Below are 25,801 nucleotides of genomic sequence, written 5' to 3'. Positions count from 1 at the left end.
ACCTTGCAATAACAGCATTGTGACGCATAGGTCAGGCCGCTCCGCTTTACGCGCGACCGGCTCTGCCGCATGCTTGCCCGTGGACGCGAAGGCGATGCGGGAGCGGCGTGATGCTGAGACTGGTGTTTTCGAGCTTGGCCCTGCTGCTGGTTGCGCAGGGTGTTCTTGCGCAGGAGGCGGAGCGACCGCCGGTCAGTCAGTGCCAGTTGATCGCGCAAGCCCTGCCGCAGGTTCAGTTCGCGAGCTACAAGCCAACCTCCAGCCTCGGCGGATCCGTCATCCCGGCGCAGTTGCAGGAAGACGTCGTTATCAGCTTCATCGGCCATTCGACCTTTCAGATCGACACACCCGGCGGCGTCTCAATTGCCACGGATTTCAACGGCTGGCTTCGCACCTCGCGCACGCCCGACGTGGTGACGATGAACAAGGCGCATTCCAGCCATTATACGCTTAACCCCGATCCCGCGATTGCGACCGTGCTGCAGGGATGGAACGCGGCGCGGCCTGGCGAGAAGATCGAGCACAAGGTGGTGGTCGGCGATGCCTATGTCCGCAATGTCTCGACCGATATTCGCAGCTGGGGCGGAGAGTTCGAGCCGAACGGCAATTCGATCTTCATCTTCGAGGTGGCTGGTCTCTGCATCGGCCATCTTGGCCACCTGCACCACGAGTTGACGGATGCGCATTATGCGGAGATCGGCCGGCTTGATATCGTGATGGTTCCCGTCGATGGCGGGCTCACCATGGGGGCCGAGAGCATGAGCCGGACCATTGAGCGGCTGCGATCGGCGGTGGTGTTGCCCATGCATCGGCGGGGCGCCGTGGTCGAAAGTTTCCTTGCGATGTTCGACGGCCGCTTCGACGTCGAACGGTCGGCAAACAGCGGCTTCACGGTGTCCGTGCGGACCTTGCCGAAGAAGCCGCTGATCCTGATTCTGGCGGGTGTCTGACCTTCAGGTCAGGCGAACCGAACCTGACGGTGGACGCCGACATTCGGCATCTTTTCCGGATCGAGATTCGCCTTGGCGATTTCCCAGCCAAACTTGACCGTGCTGCCGGTCGAAGCCCAGATCTCGCCATCGTCGAGCGACAGTGACAGCAGGATGAGGCTCGGATCGGACTTGCCACCTTCGTACCAGGCGGCGACGACCGAATTCCAGTATTCGTCGATCTTGGCGCTATCCTTGACGGCGGTGAGAGCGCCGGATAGGCAGGCGTGATAGTCATGGTTCTTGCCGATCACGCAGAAATGGCCGCGACTGCCGGGGCGCAGAGCCTTGACCAGATCGGTATCGTTCTTGGTGAAGAACCAGATGGTGTTGGTGCGGTGATCGGCGAAAGGCGCCATGGGCCGCATATGCATGTCGGAACCTGCGAGACCGAGCATGCCGGCATGGATGTCCTCCATTTCTTCCCAGAGCTGTTCTACCGGGTTTTCGCGGGCTTCGCTGAAGCTTGCCATCTATCGTATCTCCTTGTCGGTTTGCGAGGAGAGCAACGAGCAGTGTCTCCACTTGTTCCGCACCGGAGACGCGGTCCTTGTCGGTCGCCGCCCTTGAACCAGACCAAAATCGCCCGTATAAGGCGCCCATTCCAAACAAGAGACCTGATCAGGGGTGCCATGGCTGGCCATTCACAGTTCAAAAACATCATGCACCGCAAGGGGAAACAGGACGGTATCCGTTCGAAGATGTTCTCCAAGCTCGCGCGCGAAATCACCGTTGCTGCAAAGACCGGTCTGCCCGATCCGACCATGAATGCGGCACTTCGCCTGGCTGTCCAGAACGCCAAGGCGCAGTCGATGCCGAAGGACAATATCGAGCGCGCCATCAAGAAGGCATCGGGCGCCGATGCCGAGACCTATGATGCGATCCGCTACGAGGGCTACGGTCCGGGCGGCGTTGCTGTCATCGTCGAGACGCTGACCGACAACCGCAACCGTACGGCATCCTCCGTCCGTTCGACCTTCTCCAAGGCCGGCGGCGCGCTGGGTGAAACCGGCTCGGTGTCCTTCTCCTTCGACCATGTCGGCGAAATCACCTACAAGGCCGCTGTCGGCGATGCTGACAAGGTCATGGAAGCGGCGATCGAAGCCGGTGCCGAGGACGTCGTTTCGGACGAAGACGGTCACACCATCTACTGCGCCTTCGAAGACATGAACGAGGTGTCCAAGGCGCTGGAAGCCGTGCTCGGCGAAGCCGAGTCGGTCAAAGCGATCTGGAAGCCCCAGAACACGATCGAAGTCGACGAGGAAAAGGCGACCTCGCTGATGAAGCTGATCGACACGCTGGAAGACGATGACGACGTGCAGAACGTCTATTCGAACTTCGAAGTGTCTGATGAAGTCATGGCCAAGCTGTCGGCCTGAATTTCATATCCTACTGCGCAAACAAGAAGCCCGGCCGCGTGAGCGGCCGGGCTTCTTGCATTTCGCCTTGGATGCGGCGGTGGATTTCTTAAACGTCAGGCGGCGGCGCTGCGGACGCTGGCGATTACATCGACCAGACCATTGACGATACGCTCGACCTGCTCCTTGTCGTCACCTTCGGCCATGACCCGGATCAGCGGCTCGGTGCCCGACGGGCGGATGACGAGGCGGCCGGTCTTGGCCAGTTCGGATTCCGCGTCGGCAATCGCCTGCTTGACGGCTGCATCTTCCAGCGGCTTGCCGCCGGAGAAGCGCACATTGCGCAGGAGCTGCGGCACGGGATCAAAGCGATGGCAGATTTCGCTCACCGTCTTGCCGGTGCGCTTCACGGCGGCCAGGATCTGCAGCGCGGCCACAAGGCCGTCGCCGGTCGTGCCATAGTCGGAGAGCACGATGTGGCCCGACTGTTCGCCGCCGACATTGAAGTTGTGGCTGCGCATGTGTTCAACGACGTAGCGGTCGCCGACCTTGGTGCGGGCGAGTGACAGCCCCTTGTCGCCGAGGAAGCGTTCCAGGCCGAGATTGGACATGACAGTCGCAACGATACCATCACCGCGCAGGGTGCCATCCTGGGCCCAGGTTTCGGCCACAACCGCCATCAGCTGATCGCCATCGATGACGGTGCCGTTTTCGTCGACGATGATGACGCGGTCGGCGTCGCCGTCGAGCGCAATGCCGATATCGGCGCGCACTTCATGGACCTTCTTCTGCAGCGCATCCGGATGGGTCGAGCCGCATTCGAGATTGATATTGGTGCCGTTCGGCTCGTTGCCGATCGTGACGACTTCGGCGCCGAGTTCCCAGAGCACGGCGGGGGCCACCTTGTAGGCGGCGCCATTGGCGCAGTCGATTGCGACGCGCAGGCCATGGAGCGTCACGTCGCGGGGCAGGGTGCGCTTGGCGAACTCGACGTAGCGGTCATGCACGCCGTCGATACGCTTGGCACGTCCGATATCGTGGGCCGAGGCGAGCTGGCCGTAGATGTCCTTTTCCAGCAGATCCTCGATCTGGGATTCCAGCTCGTCGGACAGCTTGTAACCATCGGGGCCAAAGAGCTTGATGCCGTTGTCGGCGAAGGGATTGTGGGATGCCGAGATCATCACGCCGATGTCGCAGCGGAGCGAGCGGGTCAGCATGGCAACAGCCGGCGTCGGGATCGGGCCGAGAACGAAGGCATCGAGGCCGGCTGCGGTGAAGCCGGCGACCATGGCATTTTCCAGCATGTAACCCGAGAGGCGTGTGTCCTTGCCAATCACCACCCGGTGGCGGTGGCCGCCGCGGCGAAAGATGGTGCCGGCAGCAATGCCGACGCGCATGGCGAGATCCGGGGTCATGGGGAAGCGGTTCGACAGACCGCGAATGCCATCGGTGCCAAAATAACGACGTGTCATTTTTATTCCTTCAAGTCGGAGCCGAACCCGTTGCTGCTCAGAAAGAGCGCGCCCTCGGCCTGCCTAGGCTGCTCATGCCACAGATTGGTGCGCAGAACACATAAATTACCGCAAAAATTGATTACATCCCGTTACCGGCAGGATTCGGGCCGCTTCCGGGGCGGCAAAAGAAAAGGCCACCCGGGAGGATGGCCTTTTCTTGAGTTAGAAGGGAGTGCGCCTCAGTGCGGCTGCGGTTCCAGACCGCCTTCGGTCTCTCCGCCCTTCGTCACGTCCTTGCGGCCGGTCGAGGGGACGGCGGAGCTGCGGGTCGTCGGGCCTTCGTCGCCACTGTCGCGGGACGGCTTCTCGCCGCGGATCAGCGCCTTGATCTCTTCGCCCGACAGCGTCTCGTATTCGAGCAGCCCTTCGGCGATCGCGACGAATTCGTCGTGATGGTCGGTCAGGATCCGGCGCGCTTCGGTATAGGCTTCGTCGATCAGGCGACGGACTTCCGTGTCGATCTTCTGAGCGGTTGATTCCGAGACATTTTTCGACTGCGAAACCGAGTGGCCGAGGAAGACTTCCTGCTGGTTTTCACCATAGGCGACCTGGCCGAGCACGTCGGAGAAGCCCCACTGGGTGACCATAGCACGGGCAAGCTTGGTCGCCTGCTCGATGTCCGAAGATGCACCCGAAGTGATGTTTTCCTTGCCGAAAGTCAGCTCTTCCGCCACGCGGCCGCCCATCATGATGACGAGACGCGAGACCATCCACTTGTAGCTCATCGAGTAGCGATCGCCCTCGGGGAGCTGCATCACCATGCCGAGCGCACGGCCGCGCGGAATGATGGTGGCCTTGTGCAGCGGATCGGCGACCGGCACCTGCAGCGCGGTGATCGCGTGGCCGGCTTCGTGATAGGCTGTCAGCTTCTTTTCGGCCTCGGTCATGGCGGACGAGCGACGTTCGGCGCCCATCATGATCTTGTCCTTGGCGTCTTCGAATTCCGACATGGTGACGACGCGCTTGTTGCGGCGGGCGGCCATGAGGGCTGCTTCGTTGACGAGGTTCATCAGATCCGCACCGGAGAAGCCGGGCGTACCACGGGCCAGAACCTTGAGGTCGACATTCGGAGCCAGCGGCACGTTGCGGGCATGGACCTTGAGGATACGTTCGCGACCGATGATGTCGGGGTTCGGAACGACGACCTGACGGTCGAAACGGCCCGGACGCAGGAGTGCGGGGTCGAGAACGTCGGGACGGTTGGTTGCCGCGATCAGGATGATGCCTTCATTGGCTTCAAAGCCGTCCATCTCGACGAGAAGCTGGTTCAGCGTCTGTTCGCGTTCGTCGTTACCGCCGCCGAGACCGGCGCCACGATGGCGGCCGACGGCGTCGATTTCGTCGATGAAGATAATGCAGGGCGCATTCTTCTTGGCCTGCTCGAACATGTCACGGACGCGGCTCGCGCCGACACCGACGAACATTTCGACGAAGTCCGAACCGGAGATGGTGAAGAAGGGCACATTGGCTTCGCCGGCAACCGAGCGGGCGAGCAGCGTCTTACCCGTGCCCGGAGGGCCGACGAGCAGAACGCCGCGCGGGATCTTGCCGCCGAGGCGCTGAAACTTCTGCGGGTCACGCAGAAATTCGACGATTTCTTCCAGGTCCTGCTTGGCTTCGTCGACGCCGGCAACGTCGTCAAAGGTGACGCGGCCATGCGCTTCGGTGAGCAACTTGGCCTTCGACTTGCCGAAGCCCATGGCGCCGCGCGAGCCGCCCTGCATCTGGCGCATGAAGAAGAGCCAGACGCCGAGGATCAGCAGCATGGGGAGAAGCGTGCCGATATAGCTCAGGAAGCCAGACGAGCCGTCGGTCTCAGGACGGGCAACGATCATGACGTTCTTAGCTTCAAGCTTCGTCAGGAGGTTGTCGTCCACGACCGGCGCGTAGGTCTGGAAGGCGGTGCCGTTTTCGGAATAGGTGCCGAGGACGCGGTTGCCGGTGACGGTGACGTCGCGGACGCGGCCCGAATCAACCTCGCGCAGGAACTGCGAATACGGAATCTCGCGCGAGCTCGATTGCGACGGTGACGTCTGGAACATGCTGAACAGGGCGATCAGCAGAAGAGCGATGATCGCCCAGAGCGCGAAATTACGAAAATTTGGGTTCATGGAATTCCCCGAACAGGTGTTGCGGGACGGAACCCCGCTGTCTTACAGGCTAACATAGGAGCGCACTGCGCCATTGCCAAGGCAAACCGGCTCTCTCGCATCGTTTTCCGTCAATAAGTCTTAAACGGGACAGGCAATTGCCGGTTCCCTGCCAAGAAGGCGCGCAATTTCGTCGGCAAGCGGCAGATCGAAGTCCGGCAGGTATGGATCGAAGAGCGAGAGCCTGGGGGTGATGATAATATCCGCCGCATCATTGTCCCCTGTTGCTGCGGGAGCCCGGATTTGCGGGCGATTTTCGCGCAGCGCGGTGCGAATGCGATGCGGAAGATCGGAGGCAATCTCTGAGGCCGGACCGGGAACCAGCAGCGCATCCGTCTCGCGGCTGTTGGTGATCTCGTAGCGTCCATCCCAGATCCGGCTTTCCCCGGCGGGGAGGGGGAGCGGCAAAAGACCGCGCCTCTCGCGGGTGAGGAACATTTCCGATTTTCGCCGAACCAGGATGCAGCCGGAGAGGGTGAGGGCGAAGTCGGCATCCTGCGTCAGCCGGTCGCTCAGCCGTTCCAGAGCTTCTGTCGCGGGGCGGTGGGGCCTCCCGCCAATGATCGCGCAGAGCGCGGACAGCGCGTGCGAGGCCTCAAGGCTCGGCTTTGCCGGCGTTTCGTCCAGTCGAATGCGGATCACCTGGTCGCCGGCCGTGTGTGCCTTTCCGGCAAGCCAGTCCGCTGCGCGTCTCGACAGTGCGCGTCGCTCCTCTCCCGCAAGGGCAATGGCCGTCAGATCCGGTGTCAGCGCGCGTTGGCGGATGCGCACGCGCTCGGAGCGGGTGTCGTCATTGCTGGGATCGTCGATCCACGCATGCCCCCTGATCTTCAGGAAATCCCGGATGGCGGCGCGGGTGGTCATGAGGAACGGGCGCAGGATCCAAAGCCGGCGTTCGTAAAGCGTGGCCTTTGCCATGCCGGAAAGGCCGAGCGCCCCTTCGGCAGATCTCTCGGCGCGCATTGCGATGGTCTCAACCTGATCGTCCAGGGTGTGGCCGGTCACCACGGCGGCGGCGCTGAAGTGGTCTGCGGCTTCTGCGAGCAGACGGTAGCGGGCGCTGCGGGCGGCGGCGGAGAGGCCGGTCTTTGGCTTTTCGCCGGTCCAGCGGAGAATCTGGTGCGGGATGGATCGTTCTTGGCAGAGCGTCTGGACGGCCAGCGCTTCATCGGCGGAGGCGGGACGCAGACCATGGTCAATGGTGACGGCTAAGAGGATATGGGGATGGTCGCCGGCATCAAGCGCCTCGGTGAGCGCGAGCAACAGACCGGTGGAATCACTGCCGCCGGAAATGGCGACGAGCAAACGCGTGGGCTTTTTCAAGGAAGACAGGAAGGCGCGAGCAGCCTCTTGCGGCGTGCGAGGAGCAGGCAGGACCGATGTCCCGGACTCTGTTCTCATCAGCAACGCAGGCGCTTCTGCTCGCTCGCGACCTTGGAGACGACGGCGCGGGAGGCTTTCGGGTAACGCTTGGAGACTTCGCGCAGCGTCGCGCAGGCGGTCTCGGTATTGTCGAGGGCAGCCAGCGACATGCCGAGCTTCAGCAGCATTTCAGGCGCCTTCGGGGAGGTGTTGTAGGTCTGGTGGGCGTTCAAAAAGGTCTTGGCCGCCTCGTTGTAATTGCCCTGGGAGTAGAGCGCTTCGCCGAGCCAGAAGTTTGCGTCAGCAATCTTGGAGCTGCTCGGATAGGCTTCGATGAAATCGCGGAATTCACTTTCGGCGAGGCTGTAGTCGCCGGAGAGCACATGGCCGTAGGCGACCTGGTAGACGTCGGCCTCGGAGTTCAGCGATGCGGTCTGCTTAGGTGGGGCAGGCGGGGTGACTGAGGGGGCGATCGTCGGGGCGTCTACGCCGGGAAGCGCGGAGGCATTGGCACCGGGCGCTTCATTGATCGTGGCGTCTACCGGGACACCCGAGGTGTCGAGGGCGATTTCGCCCAGGGTCTGTTCGCCGGGTGCAGTACCGGAAACGTCGGCGCTGGCGCCGACGTCGGGGGTATCAGTGATGATTTCAGCGACGGAATCAGAGCCACCGCCGCCATCGACGGGCTTCGTCAGCGAGCCGGTCTTCTTCTTTTCGAGATCCTGGAAGCGGAACTCATTGTCTTCCTGCTGCTTGCGGATCGTTTCCTGCATCTGCAGAAGTTGGAAGCTCATTTCTTCGATGCGGCCGTTGAGCGCGCGCAGCTCTTCCTCGAGCTGCTGAACACGGACGGTCGGATCGGTAGCCTGGGCGAGGTGGACCTCGGCCTTCGGCTGCTCCGGCGCCTTTTTGTGGCCGAGCGAGACGGTCGGAAACAGCTGGAACGCGTCTGCGCTGCCATGCAGTCCCGTGAGCGAGGCCGTCGCTAACAGAGCGGCCATCACAAGTTTCTTCATGTCCCTTTTCCTGTTTTCGCGATGAAGTGCACCGAACCGGCGCTTACAGGAGATTTTTCCAATTGCCTGCAAAAAGCAACCAAGTTCGGCCAAACTAAGGAGAAATGTAAAAGGCGGCCCGGGGGCCGCCTTTTGTATTCAGGCGATCCTTTTAGGATCACATGCCGGCTCCACCGAGAACGGTGACGGCGCGGCGGTTCTGCGACCAGCAGGAGATGTCGTCGCAGACGGCGACCGGACGTTCCTTGCCGTAAGAAATGGTCTTCAGACGCTGAGCCGGAATACCGCGCTGGGCGAGGTAGTCGCGGGTTGCGGCTGCACGGCGTGCGCCGAGCGCGAGGTTGTATTCGCGTGTGCCGCGCTCGTCGGCATGGCCTTCGATCGTAATGGCGTAGTTCGGGTAGCGGGCCAGCCACTGAGCCTGACGGTCGAGCGTCTGGGCGGCATCGGCGCGGATCGAGGTCGAGTCGGTGTCGAAGAAGATGCGGTCGCCGACATTGACGGTGAAGTCCTGGGCCGAGCCCGGCGTCGCTGCACCGCCTGCACCGTTTGCGCCGAGGCCGAGATCACCGGCGCTGTTCGGCAGGTTCTTCTTCGCGCAGCCGGCAAGCGCCAGGGCGAGCGTGAGGGCAATCAGGGCCGGGTTGCTGGCGAGGGTCTGTAGACGGCTCTTGGCCGGAGTATGAATGCGGCTCATGCCGGTCTCCTTGAATTTCCTGTTAGGGTTGCTGGACCATAACCAATCGCGGTTAACCGGCTTCCAACAACTATGGTTAACAAATCGACAATTCGCGTGGGAATGGCCCCGATTTGCGTGCGTTTAAGGCAAAAAAGAGGCGCTTTCGCGCCTCTTTTTCGTGAATGCTATTCCATCAGCGGCGACCATGCCGGGTCGGAGGCGAAGGATGGTGTCTTGACCTGCTGCTCGTTGTAACCGGACAGGTCGATCGAATAGAGCTGCGGGCCGCCAGCACCAGCGTTCTGGCGGAAGAACATCAGGACGCGGCCATTCGGTGCCCAGGTCGGGCCTTCGTTGTGGAAGCCGGTGGTCAGGATGCGTTCGCCCGAGCCGTCGGTCTTCATGACGCCGATCGAGAACTTGCCGCCCGACTGCTTGGTGAATGCGATCAAGTCGCCGCGTGGTGACCAGACTGGTGTGGAGTAGGAGCCGTCGCCGAAGGAGATGCGGCGTTGGCCGGAGCCGTCTGCACCCATCACGTAGAGCTGCTGGCGGCCGCCACGGTCGCTTTCGAAGACGATCTGGCTACCGTCAGGCGAATAGGAGGGCGAGGTGTCGATGGCGGCGGTCGAGGTGAGGCGGGTGGTCGTGCGCGAGCGCAGGTCCATCGTGTAGATATTGGCGTTGCCATCCTGCTGCAGGCTCATGATGACGCGCTGGCCATCAGGCGAGAAGCGGGGAGCGAAGGTCATGCCCGGGAAATTGCCGACCACTTCACGGCCACCGGTCTCCAGCTGGAGCAGGTAGACGCGCGGCTGGTCGCCTTCGAAGGACATATACGTGATTTCCTGACGGCTCGGCGAGAAGCGCGGGGTCAGAACGATGTCCTTGCTGTTGGTCAGCATGCGGACGTTCTCGCCGTCCTGGTCCATGATTGCCAGCTGACGCTTGCGGTCGGTCTTCGGACCGCTTTCCGAAACGAAGACGACGCGGGTGTCGAAATAGCCCTTTTCGCCGGTGATGCGCTCATAGATCGCGTCGGCGATGATATGGGCGACGCGGCGCCAGTTCTTCGGATCGGTGAAGAACTGCTGGCCCGTCATCTGCTGGCCACCGAACGTGTCCCACAGGCGGAATTCGGCACGGAGCCGACCATCGGCCTCGCGGGTGATGCGACCGACGACGAGCGCGTCTGCCTTGATGACCTTCCAGTCGTCGAAACGCGGCGGCTGGTCGGGATTGGAGATTTTTTCGATGAAGGCCTGGCGGTTGATCGGGGCAAAGAGACCCGACCGCTTCAAGTCGGCCTCGACCACGGCCGAGATCTGCGCACCGATGCCGTCGCCCGAGACGAAGTCGGTGATGGCAATCGGCAGCGGCTGGACGTTGCCGCGGTTGATATTGATTTCCACGGCTGCGTTCGCGGGGGAAACGAAGGCGCCGGCCAGGCCGGCACAGACCAGCAGAAGTCGGAGGAATGCGTTTTTCATGCTCTCGAAGCCTTTCAGCTCTTACATCAGTTCGCTGGGGTCGAAATTGACGACAACTTCAGACCAAGCGTCGTATTTGTCCCGCGGCAGATTGGTGAACGGGGCGGATTTGCGAACGGCACGCACGGCGCCGCTCATGAGGACTTGTTGGGCGCTGGGCGAGCCACCGGTCGCGGTTGCTTCCGGTTCGCCGACCAGTTCGCCGTTTTCGTCCAGGCGGAAGGTGACACGGATGCGCACGTCGGCGGCATCGGCCATGCCCGGCGTGATCAGCCAGTTGTTCTGAATGGCGCCGCGCAGGGCGTCCATCTCGCTCTGGCTGAGCTTGGAGCCGCCGGTATTGGTCTTGCCGCCAAGGGCCGCCTTGTCGGTCGAGCGCTTCGCGCCTCCACCGGCTGCATCGGTCTTGTTGAGCAGGGCTGCCACTTCGTCAGCGTTGAAGTCGCTTTCCATCTGCTGCTTCGACTTGGCGGTCTCTCTCGCCTTGGTGTCCTGCTTGGCATCCTTTTTCGGGGTCGACTTCGGCTCCGGCTTCTTCTCGGCGGGCTTGGCGACTTCCGGCTGAGGGCGGGCAGCCGGGATCGGCGCCTGTTCGGGAAGCGGAATTTCTTCGGCAGCCGCCTGTTCGGCCGGTGCCGGTTCCGGCGGCTTGGTTTCCTCGGGCGGTGTGGGCTCGGCGGGCTTCGGCTCCGGCGGCGGGGCCGTCTCTTCCTTGATGATTTCCTTGATGTCGTTGACCTCAGGATCGGGCTCCGGCACCGGGGTCTCGACCTTTTCCGGGGCCGCCGCCACTTCCTGTTCAACCGGACGCTTCGATGGCGTCGGCGGGGACTTCAGGTCGACTTCGTTGTCGCCGAAGTTTTCGGCCGGCTCAGGCGTCGGCGGCTTCTTGGTTGGGACAGGCGCGGACTTTTCGGCCATCGGGGCCTTTTTGTCGCCCTGCTGGATCTGGGTGAACTCCTCGATCGGCACGATGTCGACCGGAAGCGATTCCATGTTGACCACTTCCAGCTTTTCAGGCGAGCCGAGGCTCACCAGCGTCGCTACGAGCGCCAGTCCATGCAGAAACGAGGATGTGAAGAGGCTGCCCTTCATGTCGTCCGATCAGTTCTGCTGTTCCTGTAGGGTCACGAGACCGATATTGGTGAAACCGGCGGCCGAGATCCGCGCCATGACCTGCATGACAATGCCATAGGTGGCGGCGGTATCGGCGCGCACGTAGATACGTTCGCTATAACCTGTTGTGGCAATGGCCTGCAGCTTCGGCACGACCTCGTCAATCGGGATCGCCGTTTCCTGCAGATAGATTTCGCCGGCCGGATTGACGGATACGGTGATCGGCTGGGTTTCGCTGTTCATCGCCTTGGCCTGCGTCTGCGGCAGGTCGATGGGAACGCCGACCGTCATCATCGGGGCTGCGACCATGAAGATGATCAAGAGCACCAGCATGACGTCGACCATCGGGGTGACGTTGATTTCGCTGACCAGCGCGCGTTTGCCGCTGCGACGTCCGCGACGGCCTCCGCCACCTCCACCTGATCCGACTGACATACCCATGGTTTAATCTCCTACCGTCGAGGCCTTATTGCGCTGCCTGGCGGGGCTGCAGCTTCTCGTCGATCTGGCGCGACAGGATGGCCGAGAATTCGTCGGCGAAGCCTTCCATGCGGGCCGTCAGCTTGCCGGCTTCACCGGAGAACTTGTTGTAGGCGATGACGGCGGGGATAGCGGCAACCAGGCCGATGGCGGTCGCGAGCAGTGCTTCGGCGATACCGGGGGCGACGACCGCAAGGCTGGTGTTCTTCGAACCGGCGATGGCCTGGAACGAGGTCATGATACCGATGACGGTACCGAACAGGCCGATGAAGGGCGCTGCAGAACCAATTGTGGCAAGCGAGGAGAGGCGGCCTTCGAGCGTCTCCGACTCACGGGCCATGGTCACGTCCATGGCGCGGTCGATACGCATCTGCAGGCCGATTGGCGAGCGGGCGCCGCGCTCGAAGCTCTTCTTCCACTCGCGCATGGCGGCGACGAACATGGCCGCAAGGCCGGTGTTGTTGCGCTCAGCCAGCGTGCGGTAGAGTTCTTCCAGCGACTGGCCGGACCAGAAGACCTGCTCGAACTGGTCGAACTGGCGGCGGGCGCGGGCATAGCTCAGATATTTGTCGATGACGATTGCCCAGGTCCAGACCGAGGCGGCCAGGAGGCCGAGCATGACAAACTTGACGATCAGGCCTGCCTGCATGAACAGTCCCCACAAGCTTACGTCGTGGGTCGCTGCTGCCATTCCAACTTGTTCCATCGCCTAAAATTCCCCGAAATCCAAACGCCCGGCGAAAGGACCGGGCGGCGACATGAGCTGTGCTGCTGGAAGAATGCGGTCGCTGCCGCCGACATCCCTATCCCGCCTAAGCTCCCAGAATGCCTTCTGGGCTGAAAATTTGGTCAAAGGAAGGCGTGCGCTGCACAAACTCCCAGCTCGGAGTAAGACCCTATTAGGGTTAAGAAGGCGTTACTTTTCGGGCCGCTCACGGTGATGTCACGGGCTTGTCAGGCTTAGCCGAGCAACTGGGCGGCGAGCGTTTCGGGCAGGCGGCGGGGGCGGCCGTTGCGGTTGACGACGGCAATCACGACCTTCGCCGCGATCAGCAGGCGATCGTCACGCAGGATCTCCTGCTGCAAAATCATCTTTGCGCCGCCGGCCCTCTCGGTGCGTGTGCGGACCGTGACGACGTCGTCCATGCGGGCCGGCGCCTTGAAGTCGATCTCCATGCGGTGGACCATGAAGGCGAGGCCTTCATCGGAACTCTCGAACAGGGCCGACTGCTCGACGCCGAGACAGCGGAGATAGTCGGTCCGAGCGCGTTCCATGAAATGCAGATAGCGGGCGTGATAGACGGCGCCGGAGAAATCGGTGTCTTCGTAGTAGACGCGCTGGGTGAGGGAGTGAACGCCGTCGGTGATTTCGCCGGAAAGGGAAATGGATAGGGATGTCATGGCGGTTCTCCGAGGCGGGGTCTGAAGGCCCGCGAACTTAAGCGGTCGTCAGAGGCAGAATGCACCGCTCGCTAGCGCATGACAGGCTCACCTGTCCAGTTGCATGACCTCGGCTTCGGTCAGTCCCAGCCGTACCATGGCATCCGCCCGGCTTGCCGCATCATCGGCGACGATGAATTCATCGATCTGCGGTGGCCTGATGCTGGTGCCCGACAGCATGGCATGGGCCTGGCCGCGATGATGGGTCTGGTGCTGGAAGAGGTGCGAGAGCACGTCGTCCATCCGCTCCACCTGAATGCGGCCGGTCCGGTGGATATGGACGGGGCGGGCGGGGTCGTGATCGCGCAGCGCTTGGCAGAGTGCCAGCAGCCGTCGGTCGGATGCCAGTTGCGATGCGCGGAGGTCTGCCGCGTTCGGGAAGGGGATCTGGTTCTCCCAGGCCTTAGGGCCGAGCGTGCCACCTTCCAGCGCGTCGATGTAGAACCAGTCGATGATCAGGATGTGATTGAGGGTTGCGACCAATGAGGGAAAGAAGCCGGTGCGGGGCGCCTCGAATTCGCCGGGCTGTAGGTTGGCGACAGTCTCGTGCAGACGGTCATTCGCCAGCATATTGGCGAAAGCGAGCTTGCGAATGAACCTGAGGGCGTCGGTCATGGCGTGTCCAGATCTCCGTCATGCCAGACGACGTGTTTGGGCGAGGCCGGCAGGTTTTCGATCTCGTCGGCAATGAAATAGGGCGGGATGTCGAGGGCCATCAGAGCATCTCGGGTGGCGGGTACCCATTTGAACTCCAGGCTGTTCTTGCCATCCTCGTTGCGGTGGACGATGTCAAAGGGGTGGAAGGGGAAGTGCTCCGGGATTTCCATTCGGTAGTATAAGCCGAGTTCGTGCCAGGCCTTGCCTTCGTAATCGAAAAAGTTCTCGACGATCCAGAGGAGGGGGCCGACGACCGCCTCAACACCCAGTTCTTCCTGCATTTCGCGCGCGAGCGTCTCGGTCGAGGTCTCACCGATCTCAGCACGACCACCGGGAAAGGTCCAGAAGGTCTCGTGGGTGGCGCGGTGGACGAGCACGTGACCGTCGCGGAAGGCGAGGCCGGCGATCCGGTGGTTGAACCGTCGCTTGCCATCCTTGATGGTGATCAGGGTGCGTTTGGACATCAGGCGGACCCCAGTTCGAGCAGGAGGATTTCCGGTCTGACACCTATCCTGATCGGAAGGAAGGAGCAGCCGAGACCGCGCGAGATAATGAGGTGCCGATCTTGCTCATGAAAGTGGCCGCCAGGGTAGCGCCAGGAACCGCGCGACGCCGCGACGGGATGCCAACCGAAGAGATTGATCTGGCCGCCATGGGTGTGACCGCAGAGGGTCAAGCTTACGTGATCGGTCACTTCGGGAAAGATATCGGGTTCGTGCACCATCAGGATGATAGGCGCTTCGTCGGTCACATGACGCATGGTTGCTGCCAGGTCATCGATACCGGCCATGGTCTTACGGTTGAACTGCTGGCCGGGGCGGAGGGCCATCTGATCGCCGAGGCCCGCGATCCAGAATGGCTGGCCATCCTTTTCCAGTCGCACAGCCTCGTTGATGTAGGTTGCGATGCCCGCCTGCTGCAGAGCCTTCGTGGCAATGTTGCCGGTGGAGGGATCTCGCTGAAAGGCGAGGTCCTCCCAGTAATCGTGATTGCCAAGAATGGCGTGGACGCCGAGCGGTGCGCGAAGGGTCGCAAGTGCGGACGCCCAGTCCACTGCATCAACATAGTCGCTAACGACGTTGGTCCCGGCTGCATAGTCGCCGAGAAGGAGACAGATATCCGGCTCCAACCCGTTCGCCATCGCGCAGATCGACTCGATCCTCGACACGTCCATCCACGGTTCACACGCATGGAAATCGGCCAGGACGGCCACACGCAGCCTTAATCCCGACGGCCAGTTCTTTGGCGTCAAAGCGTATCGACGGATCTCCGGGCGCCGGAAGACTTCTGTGAAGGGATAGGCCGCCGTTGCGATCAGGCTCAGGAACCCCGCTCCGAAGAGCTTCATGAGCCCCCGCCGTGTGATCATTCAGTCATCCTCGAGCGTCAGCCGGAATTGCGCGGCCTCCAAGTCCTTCGGCGGCTGCAGGCCTAAATGCTTCCATGCATTTGCGGTCAAAACACGGCCACGCGGGGTGCGCTGGATGAAACCCTGCTGGATCATGTAGGGCTCGATGATGTCCTCAATCGCGTCGCGGGGTTCGGAGAGGCCGGCGGCGATGGTTTCGATGCCGACCGGGCCGCCGCCGAAGTTGACGGCGATCATCGAGAGATAGCGCATGTCGAGCTGGTCGAGCCCCATATTGTCGACGTTGAGGCGGGTCAGAGCCTCGTCGGCAATCTCGCGGGTGACGGCTTCTGCGCGGGCGACTTCGGCGAAATCACGCACACGGCGGAGTAGACGGCCGGCGATGCGGGGCGTACCACGAGCGCGGCGGGCGACTTCGCGGGCGCCGTCTTCGGTCATCGGCAGGTTCAAGAGGCGGGCGCCACGGCGGACGATCGATTCCAGTTCCTCGACGGTGTAGAAGTTCAGGCGCACCGGAATGCCGAAGCGGTCACGCAGCGGGGTCGTCAAAAGGCCTAGCCGGGTGGTGGCCGCCACCAAGGTGAATTTCGACAGGTCGATCTTCACCGAGCGGGCGGCGGGGCCTTCGCCGATGATCAGGTCGAGCTGGAAATCTTCCATGGCCGGATAGAGGATTTCCTCGACGGCGGGGCTCAGGCGATGGATCTCGTCGATGAAGAGCACGTCACGCTCTTCGAGATTGGTGAGAAGAGCCGCGAGATCACCGGCCTTGGCGATGACGGGGCCCGAGGTCGAGCGGAAGTTGACCCCGAGTTCCTTTGCCATGATCTGGGCAAGCGTCGTCTTGCCGAGCCCCGGCGGGCCCACGAAGAGGACGTGATCCAGCGCCTCGCCGCGGTTCTTGGCGGCCTCGATGAAGATCTTCAGGTTGGCGCGGGCTTCCGCCTGTCCGGTAAAATCGTCGAGCGTCTGCGGGCGGAGTGCCGCATCGAGATCTTCGCCGCGTTTTTCCGGCGTCAGGATCGGATTGTTGGTCATCATGCGAGAAGTTCCATGCCGGGCACGCGAGAGGCGGCGCGTTTGTCGAAGGTCAGGGTGGTGCGGGCTCCCGCACGTTTTGCCGCCCACGCGATCAGGTGGTCCGCCAGATCGGCCAGGGGTTGACCAGTGCTCAGCAGGGCGTCGAGTTCTTCCGTGTATTCGATGACGAGGCCATCTGCCGCTAGGAGGCTTTGAAGAAGCTCAACCACGGTGGACATTTGGTATTTCATCGTGTTGTGCAGGATCCAGACGGTTTCCGCGATGACGATTGCACTGACATAAGCCGGGTCCTCGGCCGTTTTTGCTGAAAGGAAACTGCGCGCCAAAGCGTTCTGGGTGGGGTCATCGTCAACCAGAAATCGAACCAGAATATTGGTATCGATGCCAATCACACCTGCGTCTCCGACCATTCGCGTTTAATCCGCTCATCGTCTTCGGACACCGTCTTGGCAATAGCCTCGTCCATCTCGTCGATGGACAGGCTGATGCCAGACGGGGGCGTGCCGAGGATGCCAGCCAAATCTGCGAGCCTGATGTTTTTCGGGATCGCCACGACCTGACCGTTACGTGCGGAGACATAGAAGCATGTTCCCGGCTCGAGCTTCAGCTCTTCGCGCACTTCACTTGGGATCGTGATCTGACCTTTCGAGGTCATCGTGGTAAAGGCACCCATGTCTTACCTCCTCAAGGAATTCTTACGAGAAGCATATCAGTATCTCGTCTATCGACCAATTCCTACCGCGACAGCTCTTTCAGCCCCAACCGGATCAGCTTGGCGCTATCACCGCCTTCTCCTCCGTTCTTCAAGGCCGCTGCCACGGCATTGGCCGCTTGATCGCGCGAATAACCGAGATTGGTGAGCGCCGAGACGGCATCGGAAACGGGGGCTGAGGCGACGCCTTCGCCAAGTTCCTGCTTCAGACCGATATTGGCAGAGGCTTCGCCGGCAAAGGCCGGGGCCTTGTTTTTCAATTCGGTGACGAGGCGGAGCGCCACCTTCGGTCCGACGCCGGGGGCGCGGGAGATTGCCGCCTTATCCTGTAGAGCGATGGCATTGGCCAGTTCCGACGGCGTGAGGGTGGAGAGGACGGCGAGCGCCACCTTCGCGCCGACGCCCTGGACGCTTTGCAGGAGATTGAACCATTCCCTCTCCAGCGCGCTCATGAAGCCGAAGAGTTTCAGCTGGTCTTCGCGCACATAGGTTTCGATGAACAGCACCACCGCTTCACCCGCCGAGCCGATCCGACCGAGGGTGCGCGAGGAGCAGTGGGCGACGTAGCAGACGCCGTGGACGTCGACGAGGACGTAATCGTCGCCGATCTCATCGATGGTGCCTTTGAGTTTGCCGATCATGGATAAGTCCGTCGCGTTACAGGGGATGGGTTTTGGGGGAGATGATGTCGATATCCGGGAAATAGCTGCGGTAACGTGCGGCATCTCTCGTCAGAAGGCGATGAGAACGCACGGCGGCATGCGCACCGATGAAAAAGTCGGGGAGGGTGCGCTCGCGCTGCCCGCCGTTTCGTCGGTAGAACAGATGGGCCTTGCCCGCGCGGAAGGCCACTTCATAGGACAAGGGTTCTTTCTTCAGGTCGAGCCAATCGAGCGCCTGGCTGAGCTGTTGCTCGCTCAACGGCGAGGCAGCCAACTCCGACCAGATGACCGGGTTGATCACCAGCGGCCCCTCCTCGAAGCAGCGGCGCATTGCGTTCACCGACCACGCCCGCGACGCGCTGTCATGCCCGAGCACATTGATCAGTGCATTGGTGTCAATGATGGTTGAGGTCATCACGCGGTCCTCGCAGCCAGTCGACATATTCGTCTGAGGTCATGCCATTGGTGTCGAAAGTCCCCTCGACACTTCTCGCCCAGGCGTCGAAATCCTTGAATATATCGCTGGCATCGCCGTTCTTGACCAGCATGACGCCGTCCTCGGCAACAACGAAATCGACGTTCGAGCCCGGCTTGATGTCGAGCCGATCGCGGATCTCCTTGGGGATAGTGACCTGACCTTTTTCGGTAACGCGCATGGTAATACCTCTAGGGTATTACCTATCAACGCAAATGGAACAAGTCAAGAACAAATCAGGCGGAGGCGAGGACCTTGCGCATGCGCTCGCCGCCTCTGTTGTGGGCGTGGCAGATAGCGATGGCGAGCGCGTCGGCGGCGTCGTTGCCCTTGAATTCGGCCTTGGGCATCAGGATCTTCAGCATCATGTGGATCTGTGCTTTTTCGCCGTGGCCGACGCCGATGACTGCTTTTTTCACGGCGTTCGGCGCATATTCGGCGACAGGAAGTCCGGCACGGGCGGGGACCAGCATGGCGATGCCGCGGGCCTGGCCGAGCTTCAGGGTTGCGACCGCGTCCTTGTTGACGAAGGTCTGCTCGACGGCCGCCTCATCCGGTGCGTAGGCATGGACGACCTCGGCCAGGCCGTCATGCAACTGGCACAGGCGCGAGGCCAGATCCATGTCGCCGTCGGAGGTCACGGTACCGGAGGCGACGAAGCGCAGGGAGTTGCCCAGCGTCTCGATGACGCCCCAACCGCAGCGACGGAGCCCGGGATCTATGCCGATGATGCGAATCGTGGAAGACATGGGAAACCCTAGTTCAGAATGGCCGATCAGTGCCAGTGAAATGTGAACAAAGCAAAAACATCGAAAGTGATTATAATTTATTATCGTCACCTCTTGGGCTGCGGCGCCCGGCTGACTACATGACAGAGACGAACGCAGCACAGGATTGATGCCATGATCCCCTTCTCCATTCTCGACCTTTCGCCGATCGCCGAGGGTCATTCGGTCCGCGATGCGCTGGATGCGTCGCGACGGCTGGCGCAGGTGGCGGAAGCGAATGGCTATCAGCGCTTCTGGCTCGCCGAGCATCATGGCATGCCCGGCATCGCGAGTGCCGCGACATCCATCGTGATTGCCCATGTCGGGGCAGGGACCTCGACCATCCGCATCGGCTCGGGCGGCATCATGTTGCCCAACCATTCGCCGCTCGTCATTGCCGAGCAGTTCGGCACGCTGGAGGCGCTCTTTCCGGGGCGTGTCGATCTCGGTCTTGGTCGTGCACCGGGTACCGACATGCGGACCGCCCGTGCCTTGAGGCGCAACATGGATGCGGGCGTTGAAAGTTTCCCGCATGATATCATCGAGTTGCAGCGGCTGCTTGGCGAGCCGACGGAGGATCAAGGGCTGCTCGCAGTGCCGGGCATGCGCAGCCATGTGCCGATCTGGTTGCTCGGCTCCAGCCTCTACAGCGCGCATCTCGCCGCAGCACTCGGTCTGCCTTACGCCTTTGCGTCGCATTTCGCGCCCGACCAGCTCGGCGAGGCGGTGGAGATCTACCGCCAGCGCTTCGAGCCGTCAGAGGCCTTGCAGTCTCCCCATGTGATGGTGGGCGTGATGGCGGCTGTCGCGGACACCGATCAGGAGGCAACCCGCCTTTTCACCTCGGCGCAGCAGCAATTCGTCAATCTGAGACGCAATGTGCGCCGGCCGTTTCCGCGACCGGTCGAGAGCATGGACGGCTTCTGGTCGGAGATTGAAAGGATCGGCGTCGAACACACGTTGCGTTATGCCATCGTCGGTTCGTCCGATACGGCGGCCCGCAAGCTCGAGGCGCTGATGGCGGAAGTGGCGCCCGACGAGATCATTGTCTCGACGCCGATCCACGATCTCAATGCGCGGCTGCGTTCGGTCGAGTTGTTTGCCGAATTGCGCGACCGCGCCGATATCGGTGTTGCGGCCGAATAGTTGCATCGCAAGCCTCGCCACCGTGTCATGAGACGATGCGCGGTGGCTTTCTTTTTTTCAGGCTCGGCGACGCGTTTCCACTTCAAATTTCTGCAGGAATCCGCGGAGAAGACTGCGCTTTGAAGTATCGCGTCCGCACGATATTTGATGGCTATAGTTAACGTCCGTAGTTAATCCGAACTTAACTTTTCCACTCCATTATCCCTCGCAGTTCACATTCTCAGGCAGCAGACGGCCTGATGAGACAACTCTGGGATTTTGGAGTCTCCTGTCATGACCAAAATGATTCTTGCAGTTGCTGCAGTTGCCATGCTGGCAAGTTCGGCAGCCCATTCTGCCGATCTTTATCAGCCTGAGCCGCAGCCGCAGCCCTATGTCGACGCTCCGGAAGTCACCGTTTCGGAAGCCTCCGGCTGGTATCTGCGAGGTGATCTCGGTTACAGCATCAACAAGCTGCGCGGAGCTGACTACTTCCAGGGCTCCAACAGCAGCCTCACTGATTTCACCACTGCTTCGATCAAGGACAATTTCACTGTCGGCGGTGGTGTGGGTTATCAGGTCAACAGCTACCTGCGCACCGATCTGACATTCGACTACATGTTCAAGTCAGACTTTAGAGGCTCGACGACAGGCCAGTGCGGCTCGCCGCTCGAAGCCTGCACATCGACCGATCTCGCCGCCATGAAAGCTTACACGCTGATGGCCAACGCCTATGTTGATCTGGGATCCTATGCCTATTTCACGCCTTACGTCGGCGCCGGCATCGGTGGCTCCTACGTGAAGTGGGACAATTTGCGTAACACCGCCTGCCAGGACGATGGCGGCGGTTGCGATGGTACCGAAGAACACGGCGGCAAGGGCAGCTGGCGCTTTGCCTATCAGCTGATGGCTGGCGCCTCGATCGACGTGACCTGCAACGTCAAGGCCGACATCGGTTATCGCTTCCGCCAGACGCTGGGTGGCGACATGTTCGGCTATCAGGCCAATGGTGGCCCGGGCTACGACAAGGGCTTCTACAGCCACGACATCCATGCCGGCGCACGTTACGTTTTCGGCGGTTGCGAACAGCCGGTCGCTTACGAGCCGCCGCCGCAGCCGATCGTCTACAAATAATCTCTAGGTGCCGGCTCAAGTCGGCAGCCATATGAGAGATCAGGTTCAAGGGCCCCCCACGGGGCCCTTTTTCGTTTGAAGACGCTAAAGGATGCCGGTTCGGCGCAAAACCCACCAGGACAGCATGACCGAGATCACGATGAAGCCGAAGGCATAGGCGGTGCCGTGCAGGCCTTCGGCAAAGGGCAGGCTGGTGGTGTTCATGCCGAAGAAGCCGGTCACCAGCGAGGGCGGCAGGAGGAGGGCGGTCATCAGCGACAGGATGTAGAGATGCCGATTCGTCTCTGCACTTTGCTTGGAATCCAGTTCTTCGTGCAGAAGCCGCGCGCGATCGGCCAGCGCCTGCACGTCCTGATCGACCGCTTCGAGCCGGGCCGAGAGGCGCACGAGGCTGTCCTCGACACCGTCGGGCATCTCGTCGTCATCAGTGGCGGATGCGCTGCGCATGATCAGTAGCATGGTGCGCAAATGGCGGTGCAACCGCACGATCAGGCGTCGGACGGGGGTAAGGCGGCGGCGCTCGTCGCGCAACTCGCTGCCATAGACGAGGTCCTCGATCTGGTTCAATTCGTCCGTCAGCTCGAGCACCACGACGATCAGGCCGCGCTGGAATTCGGCGACCAGAACTTCGAAGAGCTGGAGCGGCGAGGCATAGCGGGCGGCATTTTTTTCCACGGCGGCGCGCACCTTGTCGACGGAGCGGATCGGCTGCAGCCGGGTGGTGATGATGAAGCGATCCGAGAGCGCGAAATGCAGCCAGCCTATGTCGCGGGTCGTCGCGTCGAACTCCCGCTGAAAGTCGACCAGCGTGCCGAACAGCAGGCCCTCGTCGATGGCGAGGGCGGCATGGGTGTCGTGGGTGGTGAGCGCCGAGAGGACGGGCGGCGTCAGGCCGGGAAACTGTTCCAGGAAAGCGGGCAGGCGGGTGTCGGCGAGGTTGAGGTGCAGCCAGACAAAGCCATGGCCCGGCTGGACGTCCAGCGCCGAGCAGTCGGCCGGCAGGCGCTCGCTGCGAAGGCCCGGTAGGATGCGATAGGCCCATACAAGGCCAGGAATGGGGCTGGTCAGCGGAAACATCGGTGGTTAAGCCCTTGCAGCAGGTGGTCCTTGCCCGCATCGGGTGAGCGGGCGGTTTGAGATGCGCCCCCTGCATGAAGGATTGATGACAACGGTCGTGCAGCTTGCCTCCAAACGATTGACGCGGGCGTCGCAGGACTGGCGCGGACGGAACAAAAATTTTGCCCTGAGCGACGCAGACCCGCTTGACGGCGGTTTCCGACAAGAGTAGTTCCGACGGCGGGACACCTCTCCCCAACGAGAGGCTAATTACCTGGAAGGGTATCTATATGGCTGATATCGTCGCCCCCGCCGCGCGTCCGGCAAACACTCATTTTTCGTCTGGCCCCTGCTCGAAGCGTCCCGGTTGGTCGCTCGATGCGCTCTCCGATGCCCCGCTCGGTCGTTCGCACCGCGCCAAGGTTGGCAAGGACAAGCTGAAGCTGGCCATCGACCTTACTCGCGAAATTCTCAACGTTCCCGCTGACTATCGCATCGGCATTGTTCCGGCCTCCGACACGGGCGCCGTTGAAATGGCCATGTGGTCGCTGCTCGGCGAACGCGGCGTTGACATGCTCTCCTGGGAAAGCTTCGGCGCCGGCTGGGTCACCGATGTGGTGAAGCAGCTGAAGCTTGCCGATGTGCGCAAGTTCAATGCCGATTACGGTCTGCTGCCCGATCTGACACAGGTCGATTTCGACCGCGATGTTGTCTTCACCTGGAACGGCACGACCTCGGGCGTCCGCGTCGCCAATGCCGATTTCATCCCGGCTGATCGCAAGGGTCTCACCATCTGCGATGCCACTTCTGCGGCTTTCGCTCAGGATCTCGATTTCTCCAAGCTCGATGTCACCACCTTCTCCTGGCAGAAGGTTCTCGGCGGCGAGGGCGGTCACGGCGTGATCATCCTTTCCCCGCGCGCTGTCGAGCGCCTGACGACCTATGTGCCGGCCTGGCCGCTGCCGAAGATCTTCCGCATGACCTCGGGCGGCAAGCTGATCGAAGGCATTTTCGTCGGCGAGACCATCAACACGCCGTCGATGCTCTGCGTCGAGGACTATGTCGATGCGCTGAAATGGGCAAAGTCGATCGGTGGTCTGAAAGCCCTGATCGCCCGCGCCGACGCCAATGCCAAGGTGATCTTCGATTTCATCGAGAAGAACGACTGGATCGCGAATCTGGCTGTCGATCCGGCCACGCGCTCGAACACTTCGGTCTGCGTGAAGATCGTCGATCCCCAGGTGACCGCACTTGATGCCGACGCCCAGGCAGCCTTTGCCAAGGGGATTGCCAGCACGCTCGAGAAGCAGGGTGTCGCCTTCGATATCGGCGCCTATCGCGATGCGCCGGCCGGCCTTCGCATCTGGGCCGGTGCGACGATCGAGACGGAAGACATGGCAGCGCTGATGCCGTGGCTGTCCTTTGCCTACGAGAGCCAGAAGGCGACGCTCGCCAAGGCTGCTGCCTGATCTCTGACGCATTCGGCTCCGCCTGATTGGCGGAGCCCCGCAATTCTCATCATCCCATTCAAACGAACTCTCTGAAGGAGGCCTCGTCATGGCACCTCGCGTTCTCGTATCCGACGAATTGTCCGAAACCGCCGTCCAGATCTTCCGCGATCGCGGCGTCGAAGTCGATTTCCAGCCGCAGCTCGGCAAGGACAAGGACAAGCTGGCCGAAATCATCGGCAATTACGATGGCCTTGCCATCCGTTCCGCCACCAAGGCGACGGAAAAGCTGATTGCTGCCGCGACCAACCTCAAGGTGATCGGCCGCGCCGGCATTGGCGTCGACAATGTCGATATCCCGGCCGCCTCCAAGCGCGGTATCATCGTGATGAACACGCCCTTCGGCAATTCCATCACCACCGCCGAACACGCCATCGCTCTGATGTTTGCCGTTGCCCGGCAGCTGCCGCAGGCCGATGCCTCCACCCAGGCCGGCAAGTGGGAAAAGTCGAAGTTCATGGGTGTTGAAATCACCGGCAAGACGCTTGGCGTCATCGGTGCCGGCAATATCGGCGGCATCGTCTGCAAGAAGGCGATCGGCCTTGGCATGCATGTGATTGCCTATGACCCCTTCCTTTCGGCCGAACGTGCCCAGGAGATGGGCGTCGAGAAGGTCGAGCTCGACGAACTTCTGCCGCGCGCCGATTTCATCACCCTGCACGTGCCAATGACCGACAAGACCCGCGGCATCCTCGGCCGCGAGAACCTCGCCAAGACGAAGCCCGGCGTGCGCATCATCAACTGCGCCCGTGGCGGTCTGGTCGATGAGGCAGCGCTCGCCGAAGCCATCAAGTCCGGCCATGTCGCCGGTGCCGGTTTCGACGTGTTCGAAGTCGAGCCTGCGAAGGAAAGCCCGCTCTTCGGTCTGCCGAACGTCGTCTGCACCCCGCATCTCGGCGCATCCACCACGGAAGCCCAGGAAAACGTTGCTCTGCAGGTTGCCGAGCAGATGTCGGATTACCTCGTCAAGGGCGCTGTTTCCAACGCCATCAACATGCCGTCGATCACGGCTGAGGAAGCACCGATCCTGAAGCCGTTCATCCGTCTCGCCGACGTGCTCGGTTCGTTTGCCGGCCAGATGACCGAAGATCCGATCAAGGAAATCGAGATCCTCTATGACGGCGTGACCTCGACCATGAATACCAAGGCGCTGACTTCTGCGCTGCTCGCCGGCCTCATCCGCCCGCAGGTGGCCGACGTCAACATGGTTTCGGCCCCGATCATGATCAAGGAAAAGGGCGTCATCGTCGCCGAGGTCAAGCGCGACAAGACCGGCGTTTATGACGGCTATATCAAGCTCACCGTCACCACCGACAAGCAGACGCGTTCGGTTGCCGGCACGGTCTTCTCCGACGGCAAGCCGCGCTTCATCCAGATCAAGGGCATCAACATGGACGCGGATGTCGGTCAGAACATGATCTACATCTCCAACACCGACGTTCCCGGCATGATCGGCTTCATGGGCACCACGCTCGGCAATGCCAAGGTCAACATCGCGAACTTCCAGCTTGGCCGCGACAAGGAAGGCGGCGACGCGATCGCTCTCCTTTATGTCGATGGTCCGGTGGAGAAGGCCGTGCTCGACCAGCTGACCGCGAACCCTGCCGTCAAGCAGGCCAAGCCCCTGGTGTTCAACGTCGACTGAGCGCCTTCACGTTCACACAACCAAATACATGAATAATGCCGACGGCGCGGGATCAA

28 protein-coding genes are annotated in these 25,801 nt (G+C 61.7%); 6 read left to right on the top strand and 22 right to left on the bottom strand.

All coding sequences use genetic code 11. From position 1 onward, the window contains the following. Window positions 1–110 precede the first annotated feature (110 nt). Window positions 111–950: an MBL fold metallo-hydrolase gene (locus ASE36_RS12850; protein WP_082511048.1), complete on the top strand. Its 840-nt coding sequence runs from the start codon at window positions 111–113 to the stop codon at window positions 948–950. Between the two features lie 8 nt (window positions 951–958). On the opposite strand, the gene ASE36_RS12845 is transcribed toward ASE36_RS12850, so the two are convergent. Beyond that, window positions 959–1,462, bottom strand: coding sequence for a pyridoxamine 5'-phosphate oxidase family protein (locus ASE36_RS12845; RefSeq protein WP_062279898.1), 504 nt, complete (start codon window positions 1,460–1,462; stop codon window positions 959–961). A gap of 159 nt (window positions 1,463–1,621) precedes the next feature. Between ASE36_RS12845 and ASE36_RS12840 the strand changes: the two genes are divergently transcribed. Then, complete coding sequence (locus tag ASE36_RS12840) at window positions 1,622–2,368, top strand: YebC/PmpR family DNA-binding transcriptional regulator (protein WP_062279895.1); 747 nt, start codon at window positions 1,622–1,624, stop codon at window positions 2,366–2,368. Window positions 2,369–2,463: 95 nt separating this feature from the next. Here the strand turns inward: ASE36_RS12840 and glmM are convergent, their stop codons facing one another. The 20 genes from glmM to ruvC all read right to left on the bottom strand — a co-directional run bounded on the left by glmM (window position 2,464) and on the right by ruvC (window position 19,259). Further along, window positions 2,464–3,819, bottom strand: coding sequence for a phosphoglucosamine mutase (gene glmM, locus ASE36_RS12835; protein WP_062279893.1), 1,356 nt, complete (start codon window positions 3,817–3,819; stop codon window positions 2,464–2,466). Window positions 3,820–4,040: 221 nt separating this feature from the next. Then, window positions 4,041–5,972 (bottom strand): ATP-dependent zinc metalloprotease FtsH, encoded by a 1,932-nt coding sequence (gene ftsH, locus ASE36_RS12830; protein ID WP_062279891.1) that lies wholly within the window; start codon window positions 5,970–5,972, stop codon window positions 4,041–4,043. Window positions 5,973–6,092: 120 nt separating this feature from the next. After that, window positions 6,093–7,412 carry a tRNA lysidine(34) synthetase TilS gene (gene tilS / locus ASE36_RS12825; protein WP_062279889.1) on the bottom strand — a complete coding sequence of 440 codons (1,320 nt, stop codon included), beginning with the start codon at window positions 7,410–7,412 and terminating at the stop codon, window positions 6,093–6,095. Further along, window positions 7,412–8,389 carry a tol-pal system protein YbgF gene (ybgF, locus tag ASE36_RS12820; protein WP_062279887.1) on the bottom strand — a complete coding sequence of 326 codons (978 nt, stop codon included), beginning with the start codon at window positions 8,387–8,389 and terminating at the stop codon, window positions 7,412–7,414. Before ybgF ends, tilS begins: the two co-directional genes overlap by 1 nt. 157 nt (window positions 8,390–8,546) lie before the next feature. Next, the gene (gene pal / locus ASE36_RS12815; RefSeq protein WP_062279885.1) at window positions 8,547–9,086 is read right to left on the bottom strand and encodes a peptidoglycan-associated lipoprotein Pal; all 540 of its coding nucleotides are present in this window, start codon (window positions 9,084–9,086) and stop codon (window positions 8,547–8,549) included. Window positions 9,087–9,253: 167 nt separating this feature from the next. Beyond that, the gene (tolB, locus tag ASE36_RS12810; protein WP_062279883.1) at window positions 9,254–10,558 is read right to left on the bottom strand and encodes a Tol-Pal system beta propeller repeat protein TolB; all 1,305 of its coding nucleotides are present in this window, start codon (window positions 10,556–10,558) and stop codon (window positions 9,254–9,256) included. A gap of 21 nt (window positions 10,559–10,579) precedes the next feature. After that, window positions 10,580–11,653, bottom strand: coding sequence for a hypothetical protein (locus tag ASE36_RS12805; protein ID WP_062279881.1), 1,074 nt, complete (start codon window positions 11,651–11,653; stop codon window positions 10,580–10,582). A 9-nt stretch (window positions 11,654–11,662) separates the two neighbouring features. Next, window positions 11,663–12,115 (bottom strand): protein TolR, encoded by a 453-nt coding sequence (gene tolR / locus ASE36_RS12800; protein ID WP_062279879.1) that lies wholly within the window; start codon window positions 12,113–12,115, stop codon window positions 11,663–11,665. Between the two features lie 25 nt (window positions 12,116–12,140). Further along, window positions 12,141–12,860: a protein TolQ gene (gene tolQ / locus ASE36_RS12795; protein WP_062279877.1), complete on the bottom strand. Its 720-nt coding sequence runs from the start codon at window positions 12,858–12,860 to the stop codon at window positions 12,141–12,143. A gap of 254 nt (window positions 12,861–13,114) precedes the next feature. Beyond that, entirely contained in the window at window positions 13,115–13,555 is a 441-nt protein-coding gene (ybgC, locus tag ASE36_RS12790; protein ID WP_062279875.1) for a tol-pal system-associated acyl-CoA thioesterase, read from the bottom strand. Between the two features lie 87 nt (window positions 13,556–13,642). Beyond that, entirely contained in the window at window positions 13,643–14,209 is a 567-nt protein-coding gene (locus ASE36_RS12785; RefSeq protein ID WP_062279873.1) for a DinB family protein, read from the bottom strand. Next, on the bottom strand, window positions 14,206–14,715 hold the full coding sequence (locus ASE36_RS12780) for an NUDIX hydrolase (protein ID WP_062279871.1): 510 nt from the start codon (window positions 14,713–14,715) through the stop codon (window positions 14,206–14,208). The genes ASE36_RS12785 and ASE36_RS12780 overlap by 4 nt, the downstream gene beginning before the upstream one ends. Continuing rightward, window positions 14,715–15,620 carry a metallophosphoesterase gene (locus tag ASE36_RS12775; RefSeq protein WP_062279869.1) on the bottom strand — a complete coding sequence of 302 codons (906 nt, stop codon included), beginning with the start codon at window positions 15,618–15,620 and terminating at the stop codon, window positions 14,715–14,717. Before ASE36_RS12775 ends, ASE36_RS12780 begins: the two co-directional genes overlap by 1 nt. Further along, window positions 15,621–16,661, bottom strand: coding sequence for a Holliday junction branch migration DNA helicase RuvB (ruvB, locus tag ASE36_RS12770; RefSeq protein ID WP_062279867.1), 1,041 nt, complete (start codon window positions 16,659–16,661; stop codon window positions 15,621–15,623). It abuts the gene before it with no gap. Further along, the gene (locus ASE36_RS12765) at window positions 16,658–17,053 is read right to left on the bottom strand and encodes a PIN domain-containing protein (protein WP_062279865.1); all 396 of its coding nucleotides are present in this window, start codon (window positions 17,051–17,053) and stop codon (window positions 16,658–16,660) included. Before ASE36_RS12765 ends, ruvB begins: the two co-directional genes overlap by 4 nt. Then, window positions 17,050–17,334, bottom strand: a complete 285-nt coding sequence (locus ASE36_RS12760) for an AbrB/MazE/SpoVT family DNA-binding domain-containing protein (RefSeq protein WP_062279863.1) — start codon at window positions 17,332–17,334, stop codon at window positions 17,050–17,052. The genes ASE36_RS12765 and ASE36_RS12760 overlap by 4 nt, the downstream gene beginning before the upstream one ends. A 62-nt stretch (window positions 17,335–17,396) precedes the next feature. Beyond that, on the bottom strand, window positions 17,397–18,014 hold the full coding sequence (ruvA, locus tag ASE36_RS12755) for a Holliday junction branch migration protein RuvA (protein WP_062279861.1): 618 nt from the start codon (window positions 18,012–18,014) through the stop codon (window positions 17,397–17,399). Between the two features lie 16 nt (window positions 18,015–18,030). Then, entirely contained in the window at window positions 18,031–18,450 is a 420-nt protein-coding gene (locus ASE36_RS12750; protein WP_062279859.1) for a type II toxin-antitoxin system VapC family toxin, read from the bottom strand. Then, window positions 18,431–18,691, bottom strand: coding sequence for an AbrB/MazE/SpoVT family DNA-binding domain-containing protein (locus ASE36_RS12745; protein ID WP_062279857.1), 261 nt, complete (start codon window positions 18,689–18,691; stop codon window positions 18,431–18,433). The genes ASE36_RS12750 and ASE36_RS12745 overlap by 20 nt, the downstream gene beginning before the upstream one ends. A gap of 55 nt (window positions 18,692–18,746) precedes the next feature. Beyond that, window positions 18,747–19,259, bottom strand: coding sequence for a crossover junction endodeoxyribonuclease RuvC (gene ruvC, locus ASE36_RS12740; RefSeq protein WP_062279855.1), 513 nt, complete (start codon window positions 19,257–19,259; stop codon window positions 18,747–18,749). A gap of 153 nt (window positions 19,260–19,412) precedes the next feature. Here ruvC and ASE36_RS12735 point away from each other — a divergent pair, with 153 nt between their 5' ends. Next, window positions 19,413–20,423: an LLM class flavin-dependent oxidoreductase gene (locus ASE36_RS12735; protein ID WP_062279853.1), complete on the top strand. Its 1,011-nt coding sequence runs from the start codon at window positions 19,413–19,415 to the stop codon at window positions 20,421–20,423. Window positions 20,424–20,696: 273 nt separating this feature from the next. Then, complete coding sequence (locus tag ASE36_RS12730) at window positions 20,697–21,536, top strand: outer membrane protein (RefSeq protein WP_062279851.1); 840 nt, start codon at window positions 20,697–20,699, stop codon at window positions 21,534–21,536. Window positions 21,537–21,620: 84 nt separating this feature from the next. Here ASE36_RS12730 and ASE36_RS12725 read toward each other — a convergent pair whose 3' ends face one another. After that, a complete protein-coding gene (locus ASE36_RS12725; RefSeq protein WP_062279849.1) occupies window positions 21,621–22,613 on the bottom strand; it encodes a transporter in 993 nt (330 codons plus the stop codon). A 269-nt stretch (window positions 22,614–22,882) separates the two neighbouring features. Here ASE36_RS12725 and ASE36_RS12720 point away from each other — a divergent pair, with 269 nt between their 5' ends. Beyond that, a complete protein-coding gene (locus ASE36_RS12720) occupies window positions 22,883–24,061 on the top strand; it encodes a phosphoserine transaminase (protein ID WP_062279847.1) in 1,179 nt (392 codons plus the stop codon). 88 nt (window positions 24,062–24,149) lie between these two features. Beyond that, window positions 24,150–25,745, top strand: a complete 1,596-nt coding sequence (serA, locus tag ASE36_RS12715) for a phosphoglycerate dehydrogenase (protein ID WP_062279845.1) — start codon at window positions 24,150–24,152, stop codon at window positions 25,743–25,745. The last annotated feature ends 56 nt before the right edge of the window (window positions 25,746–25,801 follow it).

Source organism: Rhizobium sp. Root274, assembly GCF_001429245.1.
GTDB lineage: Bacteria > Pseudomonadota > Alphaproteobacteria > Rhizobiales > Rhizobiaceae > Allorhizobium.
The sequence above is the reverse complement of the archived record's forward strand: the minus strand, read 5'-3'. Positions and strand labels throughout refer to the sequence as shown.